The 18,028-nt window shown below is 68.9% G+C and carries 14 protein-coding genes; 8 read left to right on the plus strand and 6 right to left on the minus strand.

The window, feature by feature from the left end; translation table 11 throughout:
- Nucleotides 1-48 precede the first annotated feature (48 nt).
- On the minus strand, nucleotides 49-4,482 hold the full coding sequence (locus AVR91_RS23805; RefSeq protein ID WP_063277222.1) for a DUF6531 domain-containing protein: 4,434 nt from the start codon (nucleotides 4,480-4,482) through the stop codon (nucleotides 49-51).
- 212 nt (nucleotides 4,483-4,694) lie between these two features.
- Here AVR91_RS23805 and AVR91_RS23810 point away from each other — a divergent pair, with 212 nt between their 5' ends.
- The 4 genes from AVR91_RS23810 to AVR91_RS23825 all read left to right on the plus strand — a co-directional run bounded on the left by AVR91_RS23810 (nucleotide 4,695) and on the right by AVR91_RS23825 (nucleotide 8,712).
- Nucleotides 4,695-6,221: a nucleobase:cation symporter-2 family protein gene (locus AVR91_RS23810; RefSeq protein ID WP_063277221.1), complete on the plus strand. Its 1,527-nt coding sequence runs from the start codon at nucleotides 4,695-4,697 to the stop codon at nucleotides 6,219-6,221.
- A gap of 38 nt (nucleotides 6,222-6,259) precedes the next feature.
- Entirely contained in the window at nucleotides 6,260-7,168 is a 909-nt protein-coding gene (locus AVR91_RS23815) for a trypsin-like serine peptidase (protein WP_063277220.1), read from the plus strand.
- 592 nt (nucleotides 7,169-7,760) lie between these two features.
- Entirely contained in the window at nucleotides 7,761-7,964 is a 204-nt protein-coding gene (locus tag AVR91_RS23820) for a cold-shock protein (RefSeq protein ID WP_016330817.1), read from the plus strand.
- 103 nt (nucleotides 7,965-8,067) lie between these two features.
- Entirely contained in the window at nucleotides 8,068-8,712 is a 645-nt protein-coding gene (locus AVR91_RS23825; RefSeq protein WP_063277219.1) for a GNAT family N-acetyltransferase, read from the plus strand.
- Here AVR91_RS23825 and AVR91_RS23830 read toward each other — a convergent pair.
- Both AVR91_RS23830 and AVR91_RS23835 read right to left on the minus strand, forming a co-directional pair.
- Entirely contained in the window at nucleotides 8,702-9,349 is a 648-nt protein-coding gene (locus tag AVR91_RS23830) for a response regulator (protein WP_063277218.1), read from the minus strand. The two genes, AVR91_RS23825 and AVR91_RS23830, sit on opposite strands and share 11 nt — an antisense overlap.
- The gene (locus AVR91_RS23835; protein WP_063277217.1) at nucleotides 9,346-10,542 is read right to left on the minus strand and encodes a sensor histidine kinase; all 1,197 of its coding nucleotides are present in this window, start codon (nucleotides 10,540-10,542) and stop codon (nucleotides 9,346-9,348) included. Before AVR91_RS23835 ends, AVR91_RS23830 begins: the two co-directional genes overlap by 4 nt.
- Nucleotides 10,543-10,683: 141 nt before the next feature.
- On the opposite strand from AVR91_RS23835, the gene AVR91_RS23840 reads away from it, so the two are divergent.
- Nucleotides 10,684-11,772, plus strand: coding sequence for an alpha/beta hydrolase family protein (locus AVR91_RS23840; protein ID WP_063277216.1), 1,089 nt, complete (start codon nucleotides 10,684-10,686; stop codon nucleotides 11,770-11,772).
- Here the strand turns inward: AVR91_RS23840 and AVR91_RS23845 are convergent.
- Nucleotides 11,769-12,725 carry an SDR family NAD(P)-dependent oxidoreductase gene (locus tag AVR91_RS23845; RefSeq protein ID WP_063277215.1) on the minus strand — a complete coding sequence of 319 codons (957 nt, stop codon included), beginning with the start codon at nucleotides 12,723-12,725 and terminating at the stop codon, nucleotides 11,769-11,771. The genes AVR91_RS23840 and AVR91_RS23845 overlap by 4 nt on opposite strands.
- A gap of 56 nt (nucleotides 12,726-12,781) precedes the next feature.
- Between AVR91_RS23845 and AVR91_RS23850 the strand changes: the two genes are divergently transcribed.
- Together AVR91_RS23850 and AVR91_RS23855 are read left to right on the plus strand one after the other, a co-directional pair.
- Complete coding sequence (locus tag AVR91_RS23850; protein WP_063277214.1) at nucleotides 12,782-13,174, plus strand: MerR family transcriptional regulator; 393 nt, start codon at nucleotides 12,782-12,784, stop codon at nucleotides 13,172-13,174.
- A 106-nt stretch (nucleotides 13,175-13,280) separates the two neighbouring features.
- Nucleotides 13,281-14,267, plus strand: a complete 987-nt coding sequence (locus AVR91_RS23855; protein WP_063277213.1) for an MCE family protein — start codon at nucleotides 13,281-13,283, stop codon at nucleotides 14,265-14,267.
- 10 nt (nucleotides 14,268-14,277) lie between these two features.
- On the opposite strand, the gene AVR91_RS23860 is transcribed toward AVR91_RS23855, so the two are convergent.
- Both AVR91_RS23860 and AVR91_RS23865 read right to left on the minus strand, forming a co-directional pair.
- Nucleotides 14,278-14,700 carry a hypothetical protein gene (locus AVR91_RS23860; RefSeq protein WP_172843542.1) on the minus strand — a complete coding sequence of 141 codons (423 nt, stop codon included), beginning with the start codon at nucleotides 14,698-14,700 and terminating at the stop codon, nucleotides 14,278-14,280.
- Nucleotides 14,693-15,058 (minus strand): hypothetical protein, encoded by a 366-nt coding sequence (locus AVR91_RS23865; protein WP_016330826.1) that lies wholly within the window; start codon nucleotides 15,056-15,058, stop codon nucleotides 14,693-14,695. The genes AVR91_RS23860 and AVR91_RS23865 overlap by 8 nt, the downstream gene beginning before the upstream one ends.
- A 426-nt stretch (nucleotides 15,059-15,484) precedes the next feature.
- On the opposite strand from AVR91_RS23865, the gene lanKC reads away from it, so the two are divergent.
- Nucleotides 15,485-18,025 carry a class III lanthionine synthetase LanKC gene (gene lanKC, locus AVR91_RS23870; RefSeq protein ID WP_063277212.1) on the plus strand — a complete coding sequence of 847 codons (2,541 nt, stop codon included), beginning with the start codon at nucleotides 15,485-15,487 and terminating at the stop codon, nucleotides 18,023-18,025.
- Nucleotides 18,026-18,028: the final 3 nt, after the last annotated feature.

The following is an 18,028-nucleotide window of genomic DNA, read 5'->3' on the forward strand; positions in this document are numbered from 1 at the left end:
CTCGACAAGCTCCCTTTGGTATACCAAATCGTCCGGCCAGGGGCAACGTCACTTCGTGTGCCGGTACGGGCGCGTGTGCCCGGTTTCCGCGTTGTGCTTGGTGATGTGGTCGATTCCCATCGACTCGAGCCTCGGGTACTCGGTCACGTCGAACACGTTGTCCTCGCGGCGATGCGGATAGACGTCGTGTCCCTTACCCGGCCAGTAGGGGAAGACCACGTGTGTGTCCTTGTTGGAGTTCTTGGCGAAGGTTTCGGAGACGTAGTCCCACTTCTCCTGGACGAGCGGCCTCCTCGGGTCGTTGGGATCGTTGATCCACCCGGGCATCTTGATGTTGTTGTCCTTGAGGGTGCCCTCGAGGGTGTTGCCGCCGTTCTGCTTCGCGATCTTGGTGGCCTTCTCCTCGATCGAGCCGAGGTACTCGTCCTCTTCGCCGCGTTTGCGTTTCTTGGTACCGCCGGACCAGAAGAAGTGCTTGTCCGCCTTCAGGATCTCGTCGAGTTTCGGCTTGAACTTCTCGAACTCCTCCTTCGACATCTTGTCGACGTCGATGGGAGGTTTCCGCGGGCTCCTCCGCAACGGCTGGGGCTGCCCGCTGGGCCCGACCGGCTGAGGCCGCGGCTGGCTGCCAGGCCCGTTCTTGCCGCAGGTGCCGGCGAGGCCCAGCGGGTCGCCGACGAGCAGCGGTTGATCGACGTAGCCGACGGGGTTCGGCGCGGCCGCGAGGCCGAGCGGGTCCTGGCTGAGGTAGCGCGACGTCCGCGGGTCGTAGTAGCGGAAAACGTTGTAGTGCAGCCCGGTTTCCTCGTCGCGGTGCTGGCCGGGGAAGGCCAGCGGCATCGACGCGGGGTCCGCGCCGGGCAGCGGCACACCCCAGAGACTGCTGCGGTCCTGCCAGACCAGCGTGCCGCGTTCGTCGAGCATCTCGGTCGGCGTGCCCGCCGGCGACGTGATCACGGCGCGGAACGACACGTCATCGCCGGTGCGCTCGATCTGCACGACGGGACGGTCGTCGTCGTAGCGTTCCCAGGTGAAGAGCCGGTAGGACTCGTCGGCGGGGTCGTAGTCCATGCGCTCGACCACGGTCATCCCGCTCCACAGGAAGCGGACGTCGTGCGTCAGCTCGGCCTCGCCGTCCTGATCGATCAGCCAGCGGCGTTTGGCGAACCGCCGCCCGAGCGGGTCGTAGTGATACGTCCAGAGCGCGCCGTCGGGAGTGCGCACCGAGCGCAGCCGGTCGAGATGGTCCCACTCGTAGGCACAGGACCGGTCGGCGGTGACGCGTCCTCGCTCGTCGGAGTCGTAGACACCCTCGTCGTGGGTGAGGTTGCCCGCCGCGTCGTGGGTGAACCGCTCGACCCCCGCGGGGCCGCGCGCCTCGCTGACCCGGCCCGCGGCGTCGAAGCCGAGCCGCCACGGCCGGATCGCGTCGTCGACGGCGGCGAGCCTGCCGTCCGGGCGGTAGCCGTACACGCGTGTCCCGACGCCCGCGATCTCCTCTTCGGCGAGCCGGTCTTCCGCGTCGAAGCGCCGCCGCAGCACCAAGGTGCCGTCGACGCCGCGCGTGATCTCGCGTTCGGCGTGGTCGTAGCCGAATTCGATCTCGTGCCCGGCGATCTTCAGCGACCGCGGCAGCCCCGATTCGGTGAACCGCCACTCACTGTCCACACCGGACGAAGTCCGGCGGACGAGCACGTCCCCGTCGTACCGCCAGCACACCCCGAGCCCGTTGATCGTGTCGACGACGACCTGATCCCCGTCGTGCACCATCTCGACCCGCGACTCGACGTTCTCGGCGACGGTCATCCTGCCGAGCGCGTCGTATTCGTACTGCGTGACGTCGTCCGGGGTGCGCCGCGCCACGACGTTGCCCTGGAGGTCGTAGAAGTACTCGGTCGCGTCGCCCGTACTGCTGGTCATGCGGAGCAGCTGCCCCGCGGCGTCGTAGGTGTAGCCGGTCCGGCGGCCGTCGTAGTCGGTCTCCTCGACGAGCCTCCCCGCGGCGTCGCGGACATAGCGCCAGGTGCGACCGTTCGGATTCGTCACCGAGGTGAGCCGTAGTTCGCCGTCGTAGGTGAACAGCGTGCGCGCGCCCGCCGCGTCGGTCTCCTCCAGGACGAGGCCGAACGGGCCGTACTTGCGGCGCCGCGCGGCACCGGTCGCGTCACGGTGCTCGACGACGTGGCCTTCCGCGTCGTGCACCCACGTCTCGCGGCCGCCGTCCGGGCCGAGCCGCCACGCGCGCCGGCCGTCGGCCGTCCAGCCGAGTTTCGCCGCGCCGCCGGACGCCGTGTACGCGAGCCGCGGGCGGCCGAACAGGTCGCGATCGCCGGGGCGATCCGTCACGGGGGCGTCGGTGAGCGGGTCGGGCGCGTCCGGGATCTCGACCGGCAGCCCGGTGCCGGTGAGGGTGGTGGCCGGATCGAACGCGGCAACCGTCCGCCGGGCGTCTCCCGCCGAGAGCCTGACTTCGCCCGCGGCGTGCACCAGCGACACTGTGTCCCCGCCGGGACGGTGGACGGCCACGAGTTCGCCGTCTTCGTTGTACTCGTAGCCGGTCTCCCGGCCGAGTTCGTCCACTGTGGACAGGAGTTCGTCGCGCCGGTTCCAGTGGTAGCGCTGGGAGTTGCCCAGCGGATCGATCCGTTCGATCAGCTGCTTGGCGTCGTTGAGGCGGTACGTCCACGTGTGGCCGACGGCGTCGGTGTGCCTGGTCGTGCCGGGCTCGTAGGCGAACGTCGCGTTGTAGTAACCACTCGCGCCCACGGCGCGGACGCAGCGCCCGGCGTCGTCGTAGACGTAGCGGTACCAGGTTCCCGTGCGGTCCTTCCAGCCGACGAGCCGGTGCCTGAAGTCGTAGTCGAGTGTCATCGGGCGGCCGGCGTAGTCCGTGACGGTGCTCAGCTGGCCGTGCCGGTTGTAGGCGAAACGCACGAGCGGCGACTGCCCCGGAGCGCCGAGTGCGACGATCCGCCCGTTCGCGGTGCCGATCGCGAGTTCGACGCCGTCGTCACGGCGGAGCCCCACGGGCGTGCCGTCGGCCGCGTACGCGAACTCGGTCCGTCCGCCGTTCTGCTCGATCGCCACGAGCGGCAGGATCCGGCCCGCACCGGCGAAACGCAGTTCGCGATCGCCCATCGACAGCCGATAGCCGTCCGCCGCGCGGCGCAGCCGATGCCGCGGACCCTGCGCCGGCAGCACGGGCGTACCCGTCGGAACGGGATAGGTGAGCACCATGCCGTCTTCGGCGTAGAACAGGACGCGGTCGCTCGCCAACACCAGCCTTTGGTCCATTGTGGACGTCCAAGAAGGACCGAACCAGCGTCCCGCGGTGTAGGACGACAGATGTGTGCGGGAGAGCTCCAGCTCCGCCGCGTCGCCGGGCAACGTGACGTCGACCTGCTTCATGACGACCTCGCCGGTCGCGACGTCGACGGGGTCGCCGCAGTAGTTCTTGGAATCCGAGGACGTCGAGCGGTCGTCGTTGCCGTCCTTCTTGGTGGTGTCGGTGCTGCCGCCCCGGTCCCGGGTGCCTCCGCCGCCGGTGCCGCTGCTGTTCGTCTGATCGTTGTCGCTCTTGGTGTCGATGCTCCTGTCGTTGGAGTTGCCGCCGCCACCACCACCACCACCGTTGTTGCCACCGCCGGCGCTCGAACTGGTGGTGCCCTCGTCGAGCCCGCGCTCGTTGCCGCCCTTGGTCTTGGGCGGCGGCGGGGTGTCGACCTTCCCGCCCTGCAGCTTGCGCAGGGCCTTGGCCGCGTCGTCGAAGAGCGAGTCGGCCCGCTTGAGCAGCGGCATCAGGCCCTTGAGTGCCTTGACGAGCTTGGTGGTGATGTCGGCGATCTTCGCGGCGGTCTTGGCGACCGCGGTCACCACCTGCGGCACCACCCAGGTCAGCCCGATGCCGAGGGTGAACAGCACCTGCAGTGCCCAGCTGATGAGGTGGCCGACGAGTTCGGCGATGATGTCGCGGACGAGGGTGCGGACGGCGGCGACGACCTCGCCCGCGGTCTTGACCCCGCTGGACGCTCCTTCGCAGCCCTTCTGCGCGGCCATGAGGACGTTGACGGTGTCTACTGAGCGCTCGCGGTAGCGGTCCGCCGCGTCTCCGGCCCAGGCCTGCAGGTCGGCCTTGACCAGGTCGGTCAGCTCCGTGCCGACGGCGCCGAGTTCCTTGGCGATGTTGGTCCAGGTTTCGGCCTGCGCCTTGATCTGGTCGGCGTCGCCGGTCAGGGCGTCGAGCGCGTCGGAGAGCGGGCCGACGTGTTCGAGCAGCCAGCCGACGCCCGCGGCGAGGATCGACCCGAACGGATCCATGGCCATCGACAGCGCGTCGAGAGCCGTCCCGACGGCACCCATCGCGACGGCGGCCCAGTCGCCCTTCTCGATGCCTTCTTTGAGGTCGTTCGCCGATTCCAGCAGCGGCACGCCGGAGTGCCCCTTGGTGGAGTCCTCGCGTTCAGCGACCAGCGGATTCGCCATATGTGCCGTCTTCCTGCCTCGGGATCCTCGCCGACTGGGCCAGGCGATTTCTACCATCGCCGCGCCCAGGAACCCGGTGTGGGAAAGGATCTTTGTCCGCGCGCCGGAAGGTCGACCCGTACGGGCAGGTCTTGCGAGTTCTGCCATGCGGAAGTTAACCTCCGCAGATTGAAATTGCCCGGCATCGCTCGCTTCTACCGAGAGGCGGATCCATGGTGAAGAGGACGCAGGCCGAAACGGCCGCGAGCGGCAGGCCCGAGGACGAACGGCTCGGGATCGGCAAGAGTTTCACTTACGGCATCCAGCACGTCCTGACGATGTACGGCGGGATCATCGCGCCGCCCCTGATCATCGGCGGTGCCGCGGGCGTTTCGACGGCGGAAATCGGGCTGCTCGTCGCGTCGTGCCTGTTCATCGGCGGACTGGCGACGATCCTGCAGTCGTTCGGCATCCCCTTCTTCGGCTCCCGGCTGCCGCTGGTCCAGGGCACTTCCTTCGCGGGTGTGGCGACGATGACCGCGATCGTCGCGGACGGCGGACTGCCCGCCGTCTTCGGCTCGGTGATCGCCTCCGCCGCGCTCGGCCTGCTCATCACGCCGGTGTTCTCGCGGCTGGTGAAGTACTTCCCGCCGGTCGTCACCGGGACGGTCATCACCGTGATCGGGCTCAGCCTGATGCCGGTCGCGGCCCAGTGGGCGATGGGCAACAACACCAAATCGCCGGAATTCGGTTCGGTCTCCAACGTCGGGCTGGCCGCGATGACGCTGGCGATCGTGCTGCTGCTCAGCAAGGTCGCGATCCCGGCGATCTCCCGGCTCTCGATCCTCCTGTCGATCGTGGTGGGCACCGTACTGGCCGCCGTGCTGGGCAAGGCCGATTTCTCCAAGGTCTGGGACGGCCCGATCTTCGCGGTACCGACCCCGTTCGCCTTCGGGATGCCGACCTTCGACGTCGCCGCGATCGTGTCGATGTTCATCGTCGTGCTGGTGACCCTCACGGAGACCACGGCCGACATCCTCGCGGTCGGCGAGATCGTCGACACGCGGGTCGGCAAACGCCGGATCGGCGACGGGCTGCGCGCCGACATGGCGTCCTCGGCGATCGCGCCGGTGTTCAACGGGTTCATGCAGAGCGCGTTCGCCCAGAACGTCGGTCTCGTCGCGATCACCGGGATCAGGAGCCGGTTCGTGGTGACCGCGGGCGGCGTGATCCTGCTGATCCTCGGCATGCTCCCGGTGCTCGGCCGCGTGGTGGCGGCGATCCCGTACCCGGTATTGGGCGGTGCCGGTCTCGTGCTGTTCGGCACGGTCGCCGCGTCCGGTATCAAGACATTGTCCAAAGTGGACTACAACGGGAACATGAACCTGGTGATCGTCGCGGCGTCGGTCGGGATGGGCATGATCCCGATCGCGGCGCCGGAGTTCTATCACCACTTCCCGGCGTGGGTCGGCACGATCTTCCACTCGGGGATCAGCTCCGCCGCGCTCACGGCCGTCTTGCTGAACCTGTTGTTCAACCACCTCAAGCCCGCCAAGGCGGGCAGTGATCCGTCGGTGTTCGCGACGGCGACCAGGGTGATCGACTACTCCGACCTGAAAGCCTTCTCCCGGCTCGAAAACGGCGACAAGATCGTCGACGGCAAAATCGTGGACGCCGACGGCAAGCCGGTCGAGGTGCGGGACGAAGAAGGCAGGCCCGTGTCCTACCGGATCGGCTCGGAGCCCGACACGCACGGGTGAGTGAACAACCTTCCCGGCGGCAGGAACGTCCATTTTGTATGGACTTGAAGCACGCAGTTCGCCGGATCGCCGCCCTGTCGGCCGCCTTCGGTGCCGCGACGGTGGCCGTCGCCGCTCCGGCCACGGCCGACGACCAGGTCGTCACCGTGGTGAGCGAGGCCGACCGGGCGGCGGCCCTGGCCCACTGGACGCCGGAGCGGATGCGGCAGTGGGTGGGCGACGAGGATCTGCCGCCCGCGGAGAAGATCGGCCGCGCATGGGAGGGGCCGGTCCCGCCGGGCGTCGGACGGTTGTTCTTCACCGCCGAGCCCGGCGTCGACGGATCCTGCACGGCGACGGTGGTTCCCAGTGTCAGTAAGGATGTCGCGTTCACCGCCGGGCACTGCGTGAACGGGGGACTGGACCGGTTCGACCGGCCGATCAAGATCGTCAACGTCGTGTTCGTCCCGGGCTACGACCGCGGCGCCGCACCGCACGGGGTCTTCCCGGCACGGTCTTTCGCCTGGTCCAGTACGTACGCGGGGCCGATGAGCGGGTCGGACGACGACGCGGTGATCGCGCTGGACCCGGTCGGCGGCCGTCACGTCGCGGACGTCGCGGGCACCCAGGACATCTCGTTCGAGGAGCTACCGTCCACTGTGGACACGACCATGTTCGGCTATCCCGTGTCGCGGGCGGCGGGCGGCGAGGCGTTGTTCTCCTGCGTCCGGCCCGCCACGCGCGAGGCGAACTCTGTCACCACGACGTGGAACACCGATTGCGATCTGGCCGGTGGCTCCAGTGGTGGCCCGTGGCTGCGGAACTTCGATCCCGCCAGTGGCAAGGGCACGATCTTCAGTGTCACGAGCCGGGGGACGATGACCGAGGACGGCGTGACCACGGACTTGAGCGGTGCCGCCTTCACCGAGCCCGTGCGGAAGCTGTACGAGCGGGCGGGCGAACTCTGAACGGCCGTCCGTGCTCGTCGTGAGTGGCAATTCAGGTGCCGGCGGAAGGTGGCGCGGGACGGGGCGCTCAGGAGGCCTGACGCTGGCCAGGTTGTCCACAAGGGACACGACCTCCCGCCAGAGTGTCTGATTTGGGCGCTTTCGCGGGGGTCGTGAGTGGCAATGATCGTTCTAACCCTCTTTTTCACTCACGACCCCCACCTGAAACTACGCATATGGACATCAATCGGACATTCAGTCGCCGTGCAGTGCCCCTGTGGACAGGCGCGGCTTCCGCGGCCCGCGCTCGGCGAGCAGCAGCGGAGCGGCGGCGACCAGGTCCTCCACGTCGCGGCGGTGCACCTCGGCGAGGAGGACCTCGGGCGGCGGACGGTGGGCAGGCGGCCGCCACGCGGGTGGACGTCACCGCTCCCGGCGACGTCGAAACCGGCGGTCCGACGATCCGGCCGACTCGCCAAGGTCGATGTTGACCTGGGGAAATGACCCGGTTCGGGACGGCAGCGTGTGCGAACGGGCAAGACCTGCGACAATGGACAGCGAGATCGGGGCATCGAATGGGCTCAGACTCGCTATGAAGAGCAGGTAAAAAAGTATGGCTCAGGGCAGCGTTAAGTGGTTCAACGGCGAAAAGGGCTTCGGCTTCATCGCTCAGGACGACGGCGGACCGGACGTTTTCGTGCACTACTCCGAGATTCAGGGCACCGGCTTCAAGTCCCTGGACGAGGGTCAGCGCGTCGAGTTCGAAATCGGCCAAGGTCAGAAGGGCCCGCAGGCCCAGCGCGTCGTCGCCATCTGACTTTCTCTCACGCCGAAGGCCTCCATCCGTACCGGGTGGGGGCCTTCGGGCGTTTCGGCTACCGATATCGTCGAGGCATGCTTGTGATCGTTCGTGAGCACACGTGCGGCCGGACACGGTGAGCCGCTCCGCCCTGGAGCCCGAGCAGGTCGGGCGGAAGGTGCGGTTGCGCGAGGTCGGCCTCCGGGACCGCCGCGTCCTGATGGGCTTCGACCGGGACATGGCCCGCGAGGCGACGCCGCTGATCGGCGGCGGGCACCGGCATTGGGCTTCGCACCGTTCGGGGTCCGCGGGCGACGACATCCACTTCGGCATCGAGACGGTGCGCGGCCGGATGCTGGTCGGCTCGGTCTGCACCATCGGCGCCGATCCGGCGACCGGCAAGTTCGGCTACGGCATCGGGATCGCCCCGCGTCACCAGCGCTGCGGCTACGCCACGGACGCCATCACCGTCCTGCTGGCGCATATGTTCGGGCAGCGCGGCTTCCGCAAATGCGAGGTCAGCGTGTACGGCGGCAACCTCGCGTCGCTCTCGCTGCACGGCGGCCTCGGCTTCCGCGAGGAGGGCAGGCTGGCCGACACCGAGGTGGTGCGCGGCGAGATCAAGTACCTGGTGCGGATGGGCATCACGGCCGAGGAGTTCGCCGCCCGGCCGCCGGCCGCCCTCGGCGACCTCGGCAGGCGTGGCCAGCACCGCCGGCCCCGCCGCGGCAAGCACTGGCGTACGCCCGCCGCGGTCAGCGGCTGATCAGCCCGGATTCGTAGGCGAACACCACCGCCTGGACGCGGTCGCGGAGGCCGAGTTTCGTGAGGATGCGGCCGACGTGCGTCTTCACCGTCCCCGGTGAGAGGAACAGCAGCTCGGCGATCTCGGCGTTCGACAGTCCCCGGGCCAGCTGCCGCAGCACCTCGTTTTCCCGCCCGGTGAGCAGGGCGAGCCGGTCGTCCGGCGGCGCCGCGGGCAGACCGGTGACGACGCGGTCGAGCAGCCGCCGGGTGACGGTGGGCGCGAGGGTGGCCTCGCCGGAGGCGACCACGCGGACGCCGGCGAGCAGATCTGGCGCCAGCGCGTCCTTGAGCAGGAAGCCGCTGGCCCCGGCCCGGAGCGCGGCGTAGACGTATTCGTCCAGGTCGAACGTGGTCAGCACCAGGACACGTGCCCGGTGGGCCGCGGCGATCGCGGCGGTGGCCTCGACGCCGTCCATCTCGGGCATCCGGATGTCCATGAGCACCACGTCCGGATCGAGGTCCGCCACCAGCGCGACGGCCTCCGCGCCGTCGCCCGCCTCGCCGACCACGTCGATGTCGTCGGCGTTGTCCAGGATCATCCGCAGGCCGGTGCGCACGAGCGACTGGTCGTCGGCGATGACCACCCGGATCGTCATGTCGGCAGGGTCGCGCGGACGGCGAAGCCGCGCTCGGGAAGCGGTCCCGCGTCGAAGGTGCCGCCCAGGACGTTCACCCGTTCCCGCATGCCCTCGAGGCCGTGCCCGGCGCCGGACGGCTCTTCCGCCGCGGTGCCGTCGTCGGTCACTTCGATCTCCAGCGTCTCGGGCTCATACCGCATCACGATAGTCACCGACGCCGCCCGGCCGGCGTGTTTCAGCACGTTCGTCAGCGCCTCCTGCACGATCCGGTACGCCGCGAGGTCCACTGTGGACGGAAGTGGCCGCGGTGCCCCTTCGACCCGGAACTCGACCGGAGTGCCCGCGGCACGGATGTCGGCCGCCAGCCGCGGCAGGCGTTCGGCGCCGGGCCGGGGCTCCCAATCCGGTTCGTCCTGGCCGAGCGCGCCGAGCAGCCGCCGGATCTCGGCCAACGCGGTCCGCCCGGTGCCGACGATGGCGTCCAGTGCCTCCCGCGTCCGTTCCGGCCGCCGCTCCAGTTCGGCTTGGGCGCCCTGTGCCTGCAACACCACCACCGAAAGCGCGTGCGCGACGACGTCGTGCAGCTCGCGGCTGATGCGGCCGCGTTCGGCGGCCACGGCCAGCGCGGCCTGGGTGTCCCGCTCGCGTTCGAGGTCGGCGGCCCGCTGTTCCAGCACCGAAAGGCGGATCCGGCGCTGCCGAGTGTTCAGCCCGGCGAGCCACGCCACCGCCAGCGACAACCCGATGCCGGCGAAACCGCCCCAATCCTGCACCTGGTCGTCCTTCGGCTCGGGAGGCGCCAGCCGATCGATGATGATGATCCGCGGTGGTATCGGATCCGGTTCGCGTGTATTAGCGTCGGCGGCGTGGATCGTCCACGCGCCGGCGACCAGCAGACTCGCCGCCAGCAGCGCGAACGAAAGCCGTCGAGAACCCCAAGCCGCGACCGAGAAGAGGCCGATCAACGCCACGACGTCGACCGGGCGGAGATCGTTGCCCATGGCCAAATGCAGGAGTGAGACGGTCGCACCGGCCACGAAGGTGATCGCGGGAGTGCGGTGCCGGACGAGCAGGGAAGCCAACGCCACCAAGGAGGTCAGCCACCAGTCGAAGCCCTCCGGATCATCGGCCGAGACCACAGTGGACAGTCCGATGAGCACGGTCAGCCCGATGTCCACGGCTTTCGGGTGGTTCCTGAGGAAGGAGAGCACCAGCCGAGCGTAATCCGGGGCCGGGGCCTCGCGGATCCCTCTCGCGGCAGACATCGGGATACGACCTGCGGCAGACGCGCGAATACGGCATCGGGTCTCAGGCTGGACGCCAGGAAGATCCCCGACAGAAACGGAATCCTCATGAGAAGGCTTCTCGTCGCACTGATCGCCCTCGCCGGCATGGTGTCGTTGGCGAGCCCGGCCGCGGCGGCTCCACGGCTGAAGTTGCCGCCGCCGACCGGTTCGCATCCCGTCGGCTCCACTGATCTGCATCTGACCGACTCTTCGCGCGAGGACCCCTGGGTGCCGACCGGGCCGCGCGAGCTGATGGTGTCGATGTTCTATCCCGCGCTGGTGCCGTTCGGCCAGAAACGGCCCTACCTCACCTCGGCCGAGGCGAAGGCGTTCCTGACCGAATCGGGCCTTCCCGACGTCGACCCCGCGCTGCTCTCCGGGCTCCGGACCAGCGCCAGGGTCGACGCCCCGCCGCTGCCGGGCAGGCACGCACTCGTGGTCCTGTCGCCGGGCTTCGGCAAACCGCGCACCACGCTCACCGGGCTGGCCGAAGACCTGGCGAGCAAGGGTTTCGTGGTCGCGCTGATCGGCCACAACTACGAGTCCCACGGCACCGCATTCCCCGACGGGCACGTCACCGAATGCGTCGCCTGCGGGGCGGAATCCACGTTGCTCCCGCCGATCCGCTCGGCGGACGCCTCCTTCGTCCTCGACACCCTGACCAGGCCTTCGTCGCGCTGGTCCTGGCTGATCGACCGGACGCGGATCGGGATGGCGGGGCATTCCATCGGCGGGTACAGCACGCCGACCGCGATGGTCGACGACCGGCGGATCCGGGCGGGCGTCGATATGGACGGCAGGCTGTGGTCGCCGATCCCCGCGTCCGGCATCGACCGGCCGTTCCTGCTGCTCGGGCGCGAAAGCGAGTACACCCCGGCCGGCCCGGACACGACCTGGGCGGGCAGCTGGCCGAACCTCACCGGCTGGAAGCGCTGGATCAGCGTCGCAACGGCCGGGCACGCGTCCTTCACCGACGTCGGCGTGCTGGGTGAGCAGCTCGGACTGAGCAAGCCCGGTCTGCTCGGTGGTGAGCGCGGGATGCAGCTGACCAGGGCTTATGTCTCGGCGTTCTTCGACGCGAACCTGCGCGGCGGGCACCAGCCGCTGCTCGACGGGCCGGTGGCGGAGAACCCCGAGATCAAGTTCTGGAACTAGCCGAGGGGGACCCCGGTGAGGCCGGCGGAGAACTTCCAGAGCCGCTCGGCCTCACCGGCGTCGATCGCGTAGGGGCGCACGCCGACCCACTCGCCCTCTTCGGCGGCGATCTCGGCGACGTCGCAGTCCTCGCAATAGAGCCCGCCCATCCCTTCGAGCTGCGGCGACGTCGCCGCCCAGACCTGGGTGGCCGCGCCCTGCTCCGGCGATTTGAAGTCCGGGTCGGCCTGGTTCCCGTGCTCGTCGATCCAGCCGCGTTCGACCATCTCCTCCCGCCGCAGATGGCGCTGCAGGGGAGTGAGGATGGCGCCCGGATGCAGGCTGAACGCGCGGATCCCGTGGTCGGCGCCGAGCCTGTCCAGGTGCACCGCGAACAGCACGTTCGCCGTCTTGGCCTGGCCGTAGGCGAGCCAGCGGTCGTAACCGCGCTCGAACTGGACGTCGTCCCAGCGCATCGGTGACGAGTGATGGCCGGACGAGGCCACCGTGACGACGCGGGCGCCGCCGCCGTCCTTCAGCGCTGGCCAAAGGCGGTTCACCAGGGCGTGGTGGCCGAGATGGCAGATCGCGAAATGCGACTCCCAGCCGGGGCCGACGCGCCGTTCCGGCGCGGCCATGATCCCGGCGTTCGCGATCAGGATGTCGATCGGGCGGCCGGTGCCGAGGAAGCGGCGGGCGAAGGCGTCGACGCTCGCCAGATCGGCGAGGTCGAGCTCGCCGACCTCGGTACCGGGGATCCCGGCGAGGGCGGCCTCGGCGTCGGCCGGACGGCGCGCGGGAACGACCACGTGCGCGCCGGCGTTCGCCAGCGCACGGGTGGTTTCCAGGCCCAGCCCCGAATAGCCGCCGGTGACGAGGGCGAGCCTGCCGGAGAGGTCGATGCCGTTCAGTACTTCTTCTGCGGTGCTGCGCGCGCCGAAACCGGAACCGATCTTGTGTTGTGCGGTGGTCATGAGGCGGACGCTAAGAGCTAGAGGGCCCTCTAGGTCAAGGCGCTATCGTCAGCCTGGTGACGGAACTCGCGATCGGCCAGGTCACCGAGCGGACGGGCCTCAGCGTGCACGCGCTTCGCTTCTACGAGAAGGAAGGGCTGCTCGCGGCGCCGGTGAAACGGGACGCGGCCGGGCGCCGCGTGTACACCGAACACGACGTCGAATGGCTGGTGAACTGCACGAAGTTCCGGGCGTCCGGAATGCCGCTCGCCGTCATCCGCGAATTCGCCGAACTCGTCCGCCAAGGGCCAGGAAACGAGGAAAAGCGGCTCGAACTGCTGCGGGAACATCGGAACACCGTCCGCGACCGGATCGCCGAGCTGGCCGATTGCCTGGAACTGATCAGCCGGAAGGTCGAGGTCTACGAGGAGCACGTCGCGCGGGGGACCGCGAACGAGCTCTGGCGCTAGAGTCCATAGTGGACAGACGTTGCCACCCGATCGGTGCAACGTTTCGCCTGGCGATGGGCAGGGGCGGCCCTTAAGCTTTGCCGCTCGTGACCTGCGAGGTGAGACGATGAGGTCCTTCGGCGCGGTGGATCCGGTCAAGGTGGCGCTCGCCGGGCTCACCACGATGGCCCTCGGGATGGCGGCGGCGCTCAACGCGGATGCCCTGCCGGTGATCGGCGGCGGCACCACGTATTCCGCCGAATTCTCCGACGCGGGCGGGCTGCGCGCCGACAACGACGTCCGGATCGCCGGGGTGAAGGTCGGCAAGGTGTCCGAGATCGACCTCGAAGGCGATCGCGTGCTCGTCTCCTTCCGGGTGAAGGACGCTTGGGTCGGCGACGCCACGAGCGCGTCCATCCAGATCAAGAACGTCCTCGGGCAGAAGTACTTGGCGCTCGACCCGCGCGGCGAAGCGATCCTTGACCCCGGAGAACCGATCCCGCTGCGGCGGACCACCGCGCCATACGACGTCCTTGAAGCGTTTCGGGATTTGTCGAAAACCGTCGACGCCATCGACGTCGGTCAATTGGCGAAAAGCTTCGACACGATTTCCGCGACTTTCGCCGATACGCCTGCCGACGTCCGCTCCGCGCTCGACGGCATCGCGAAGCTCTCCGGCACCATCGCCTCCCGGGACCGGCAGCTCCGGACGCTCGTCGCGAACACACGTCAGGTTTCGCAGACCCTCGTCGACCGCGACACCGAGGCCCAGCGGCTGATCGAGGACGGCAACGCGCTGCTGCGCGCGATCTCCACCCGGCAGCAGGCGATCAAAGACCTGCTCGACGGCTCGAAACGGCTCGCGACCGCGCTCGACGGCATCATCGCCGACAACGACGGGCAACTGGGCCCGGTGCTCGAACAGCTCGACCGGCTGACGTCGATGCTCCAGCGCAATCAGGATTCGCTGGCCAAGGGGATCGCCGCGTTCGCGCCGGCGATCCGGGTGCTCACCAACGTCGCTGGCAACGGCCGCTGGATCGACGGCTACCTGTGCGGGCTGGTCCTGCCCACGTTCGGACCGCTCAACGAAAAGGGCTGCTTCGAGAAGTGAGCGGCCTCCGTCAGGGCTTCGTCCGACGCAGCCAGAACAGCCCGATCACCGGAAGCACCAGCGGGATGAAGAGGTAGCCCTGCCCGTACACCGACCACACGGTGGCGTGCGGGAAGGCCTCGCGGTCGAAGAGGCTGAACGTGCCGACGGTCAGCACGCCGGCCAGCTCGACGCCGCAGGCGATCAGCGCGATCCGCCACCAGCCCGCGCCGCGGCGGGCCAGCGCCACGGTGGCCAGCAGGTAGACGACGGCCGCGAACGCGGAGAGGGCGTACGCCAGCGGGGCTTCGCCGAATTTGGTGCTGATCTGCACGGCGGCGCGTGAGGTCGCCGCCAGCGCGAAGATCGCGTACACGGCGACCAGGATCCGTCCCGGGCCGGAGGCCTTGTCCGTCGCGGTGTCCACCGTCTTCTCCTCGGTTTCTTCAGGCACTTGCGCCCGCCCAGACCTCGTGCAGCCGGAGCACCATCACCGGGATGGCGAGGCAGGCGATGCCGAGGATCGCGGTGCTCGCCCGGGTGCGCTCGGCCAGCGCCCAGAAGGTCCCGAGCGGGAGCACGACCAGGCAGCCGATCAGGTACGCGAGATAGGTGGCCATGCTGCCGGGGCGGCCGCCGCCGATCAGCAGGACGACCCCGATCACGAGCTGGGCCACCAGGAGGACTTCGAGCACGGCGAGGCCGGCGAGCAGCGCGTTGTCCGGCAGCTTCTTGCGTGCCGCCTGGACGAAACTCCACACCGCGACCAGCGCCGCGCAGATCGCGACGGTCACCGCGAACCCTGTGATCACGTCGGCCTCCTTACCCGCTCCACCGGCGACAACGTACCTCCGGGCGGATCACCGCCGACGGGCGACCGGTGGGCCGCGTGGCGGGCGCCACGGGCCGGGGCAGTGGTCCAGACCTCGGGTGAATAGATCACGAAACGCGGCGGATTGGCGCACTGTCAATTCCCTCGTGCGTTATTGCGTTCGGCGCCTCGACCTGGGATTACGACGCCGGTTCGTTCCTGTTACACACCGACCGGGTGGTTGGAATCCGAGTTGATCTCACGCTGGGTACCCCTACCATTCGGTAGTTTTCGAATTCACGTCCCTGAACAGCCCATCCGAACCCCCGATATGGCGGATTGGCCGTTCGGGGTCCGGCGGGTGGAATATTCTGCATCGCGATGGTGCACATGGCCCATCCGATTGGTGCCAAGGAGGGGCTGCTCGATGGACGTCCGGTACGAAGCGTATTGCTTCGCCGATCCACTGTTCTTCGATGAACAGCGGGAAACGGGGGACGCCGCCGACGATTTCGCCTCCCTGCTGCCCGCTCCCGGGGACGGTTGGCGCACCGGAGTGCGCGGAGTGTGGCGGTTGTTGCACCCTGTTGCTCGAAACCTTCCCTTGCAGGGCTGGAAAATCCACGTGTCGGCAGGTCTGGGCAACGCCGAGCGGGTGCTCGTGAAGGTGCACGAGCATTGTGTCGAGCACGCCGTGTCCTACAAGCATCTGCGTTCGCGGACGACTCTGCTTGCCAGGAATTCGAAATACGCCCCGCGTGACGGAAGCGGTAAGTTACTGACTCTTTATCCAGCTGACAACAACGAGCTCGAGCGTGTTCTCGCGGCGTTGTCGGCGAAGCTCGAGGGCGAACCAGGGGCGTACATTCTCAGTGATCTTCGGTATGGTGCCGGGCCGCTCTACGTCCGCTACGGCGGATTCGCCGAGCAATGGGTCGAACTCGACGGCAAGCGGGTTCTCGCGATACGCAAACCGGACGGGACGCTGGTCCCGGACAAGCGCGAACCGACCTTCTCCGTACCCGACTGGGTGACGATTCCGGAGTTCCTCGCGCCTCATCTCGCAGCTCGCAAGAGCGGCGGTGCGGATCAGTTCCCCTATCAGGTGAAAAGTTCTCTGCACTTCTCCAACGGCGGCGGCGTGTACCTCGCCGACCGGAAATCCGACGACGAACGTGTGGTCCTCAAGGAGGCCAGGCCGTTCGCCGGCCTGGACCGCGACGAGGTCGACGCCGTCGAGCGTCTCCGCCGTGAGCACGAGGTGCTGGAGCGCTTGAAGGGCATCGACGGCATCCCTACCGCCTACGACCGCTTCACCGTCTGGGAGCACCACTTCCTGGCGATGGAGTACATGCCCGGCGTCTCGCTCGGTAACTGGCTCGCCCGCAACTATCCGCTCACCCGGCGCGACACCACCGAGGCCGACATCGCCGCGTACACCCGACGCGCGCTGGCGCTGGTCCGGCGGGTGGAGGCGATGGTCGGCGAGGTGCACGGCCGCGGGATCGTCTTCGGCGACCTGCATTCGCTGAACATCCTGGTGGACGGGGACGACGACAACGTCTCCTTGATCGACTTCGAGATGGCGTCCGACATCGAAAGCGGCACCCGGCCCGCGCTCGGCGCGCCCGGCTTCCGCGCCCCGAGGGACCGGAACGGGTTCGAGGTCGACGAGTACGCGCTCGCCGTCCTGAAGCTGTGGATCTTCCTGCCGCTCACGACGCTCCTGGAGCTCGCCCCTGCGAAGCTGCGCGGGCTCGCGGACTTCGTCCAGCGGCGCTTCGACGTCCCGGAGGGCTACGCCGACTCGATCGTCGCGGAGCTCGCGCCCCGGAACGTGCCGCCGCTCACGAGCAGCACGGAGCTGGACCAGGAACGACCGGACTGGGCGCTGGTCCGCAAGCAGATCATCGAGGCGATCCTCGCCAGCGCGACCCCTGAGCGCACCGACCGGCTCTTCCCCGGCGACATCGAGCAGTTCCGCGTCGGCGGAGCGTGCTTCGGCTACGGCGCGGCCGGCGTCCTCCACGCCCTGCACGGGGCAGGCCATCGGCATCCCGCCCACGAGCGTTGGCTGCTGGACTCGATCCGCCGCGATCCGCCCGGACGGCCGGGGTTCTACGACGGCTCGTACGGAATCGCGTACGTCCTCGAAGAGCTCGGATACCGGGACGAGGCCACCAAGCTCTTGGCGGCGTCGGCGACGCTGGTCGAGCAGACCACCGACCACGGTCTGGAAGGCGGCTTGTCCGGGATCGGGCTCACCCAGCTGCACTTCGCGGTGGCGCGCAAGGACAACGAGTTCGGCAGGCAGGCGCTCGCCACCGCCGTCCGGCTCGCGGAAGCACTCGAGATCGCCGACCCGCCCGGCGACTTCGGCCGCGCCGGGCTGCTCAACGGCTGGTCCGGTCCGGCGCTGCTGTTCGTGCGGCTGTTCGAACGCACCCGCGAAGAGGGCTGGCTGTCCTTCGCCGACCAGGCGCTGGAGCGGGACATCGAGGAATGCGTCGAGTCCGACGACGGCTCGCTGCAGGTCCGCGACGGCGAGACCCGGACGTTGCCCTACGTGGGTGTCGGCAGCGCCGGGATCCTCATGGTCGCCGAGGAACTCGCGAAGCACCGTCCGGACGCGAAGGCGTTGAAGAGCCTTCCCGGCCTGCGTGAAGCGTGCCGCGGCGAGTTCGTCATCCATCCCGGGCTGTTGTTCGGGCGGGGCGGGCTGATGACCGCGCTGGCCATGGGCGCCGAACCGGATCAGCGCGTCCGCGACGCCATCGACCTGCATCTTTCCCGGCTGGCCTGGTACGCGGTGCCGTACAAGGGCGGTCTGGCGTTCCCGGGCAACCAGCTGCTGCGGCTGTCGATGGACGTCGTCACCGGCGGCGCGGGCGTCCTGCTCGCCTTGGCCGCCACCCTGGACGGGAAGGCCGCGCTGCCTTTCCTGTCCTCCCGAACTGCCGTCCGATGAGGA

Source organism: Amycolatopsis keratiniphila subsp. keratiniphila (assembly GCF_001620365.2).
Lineage (GTDB): Bacteria > Actinomycetota > Actinomycetes > Mycobacteriales > Pseudonocardiaceae > Amycolatopsis > Amycolatopsis keratiniphila.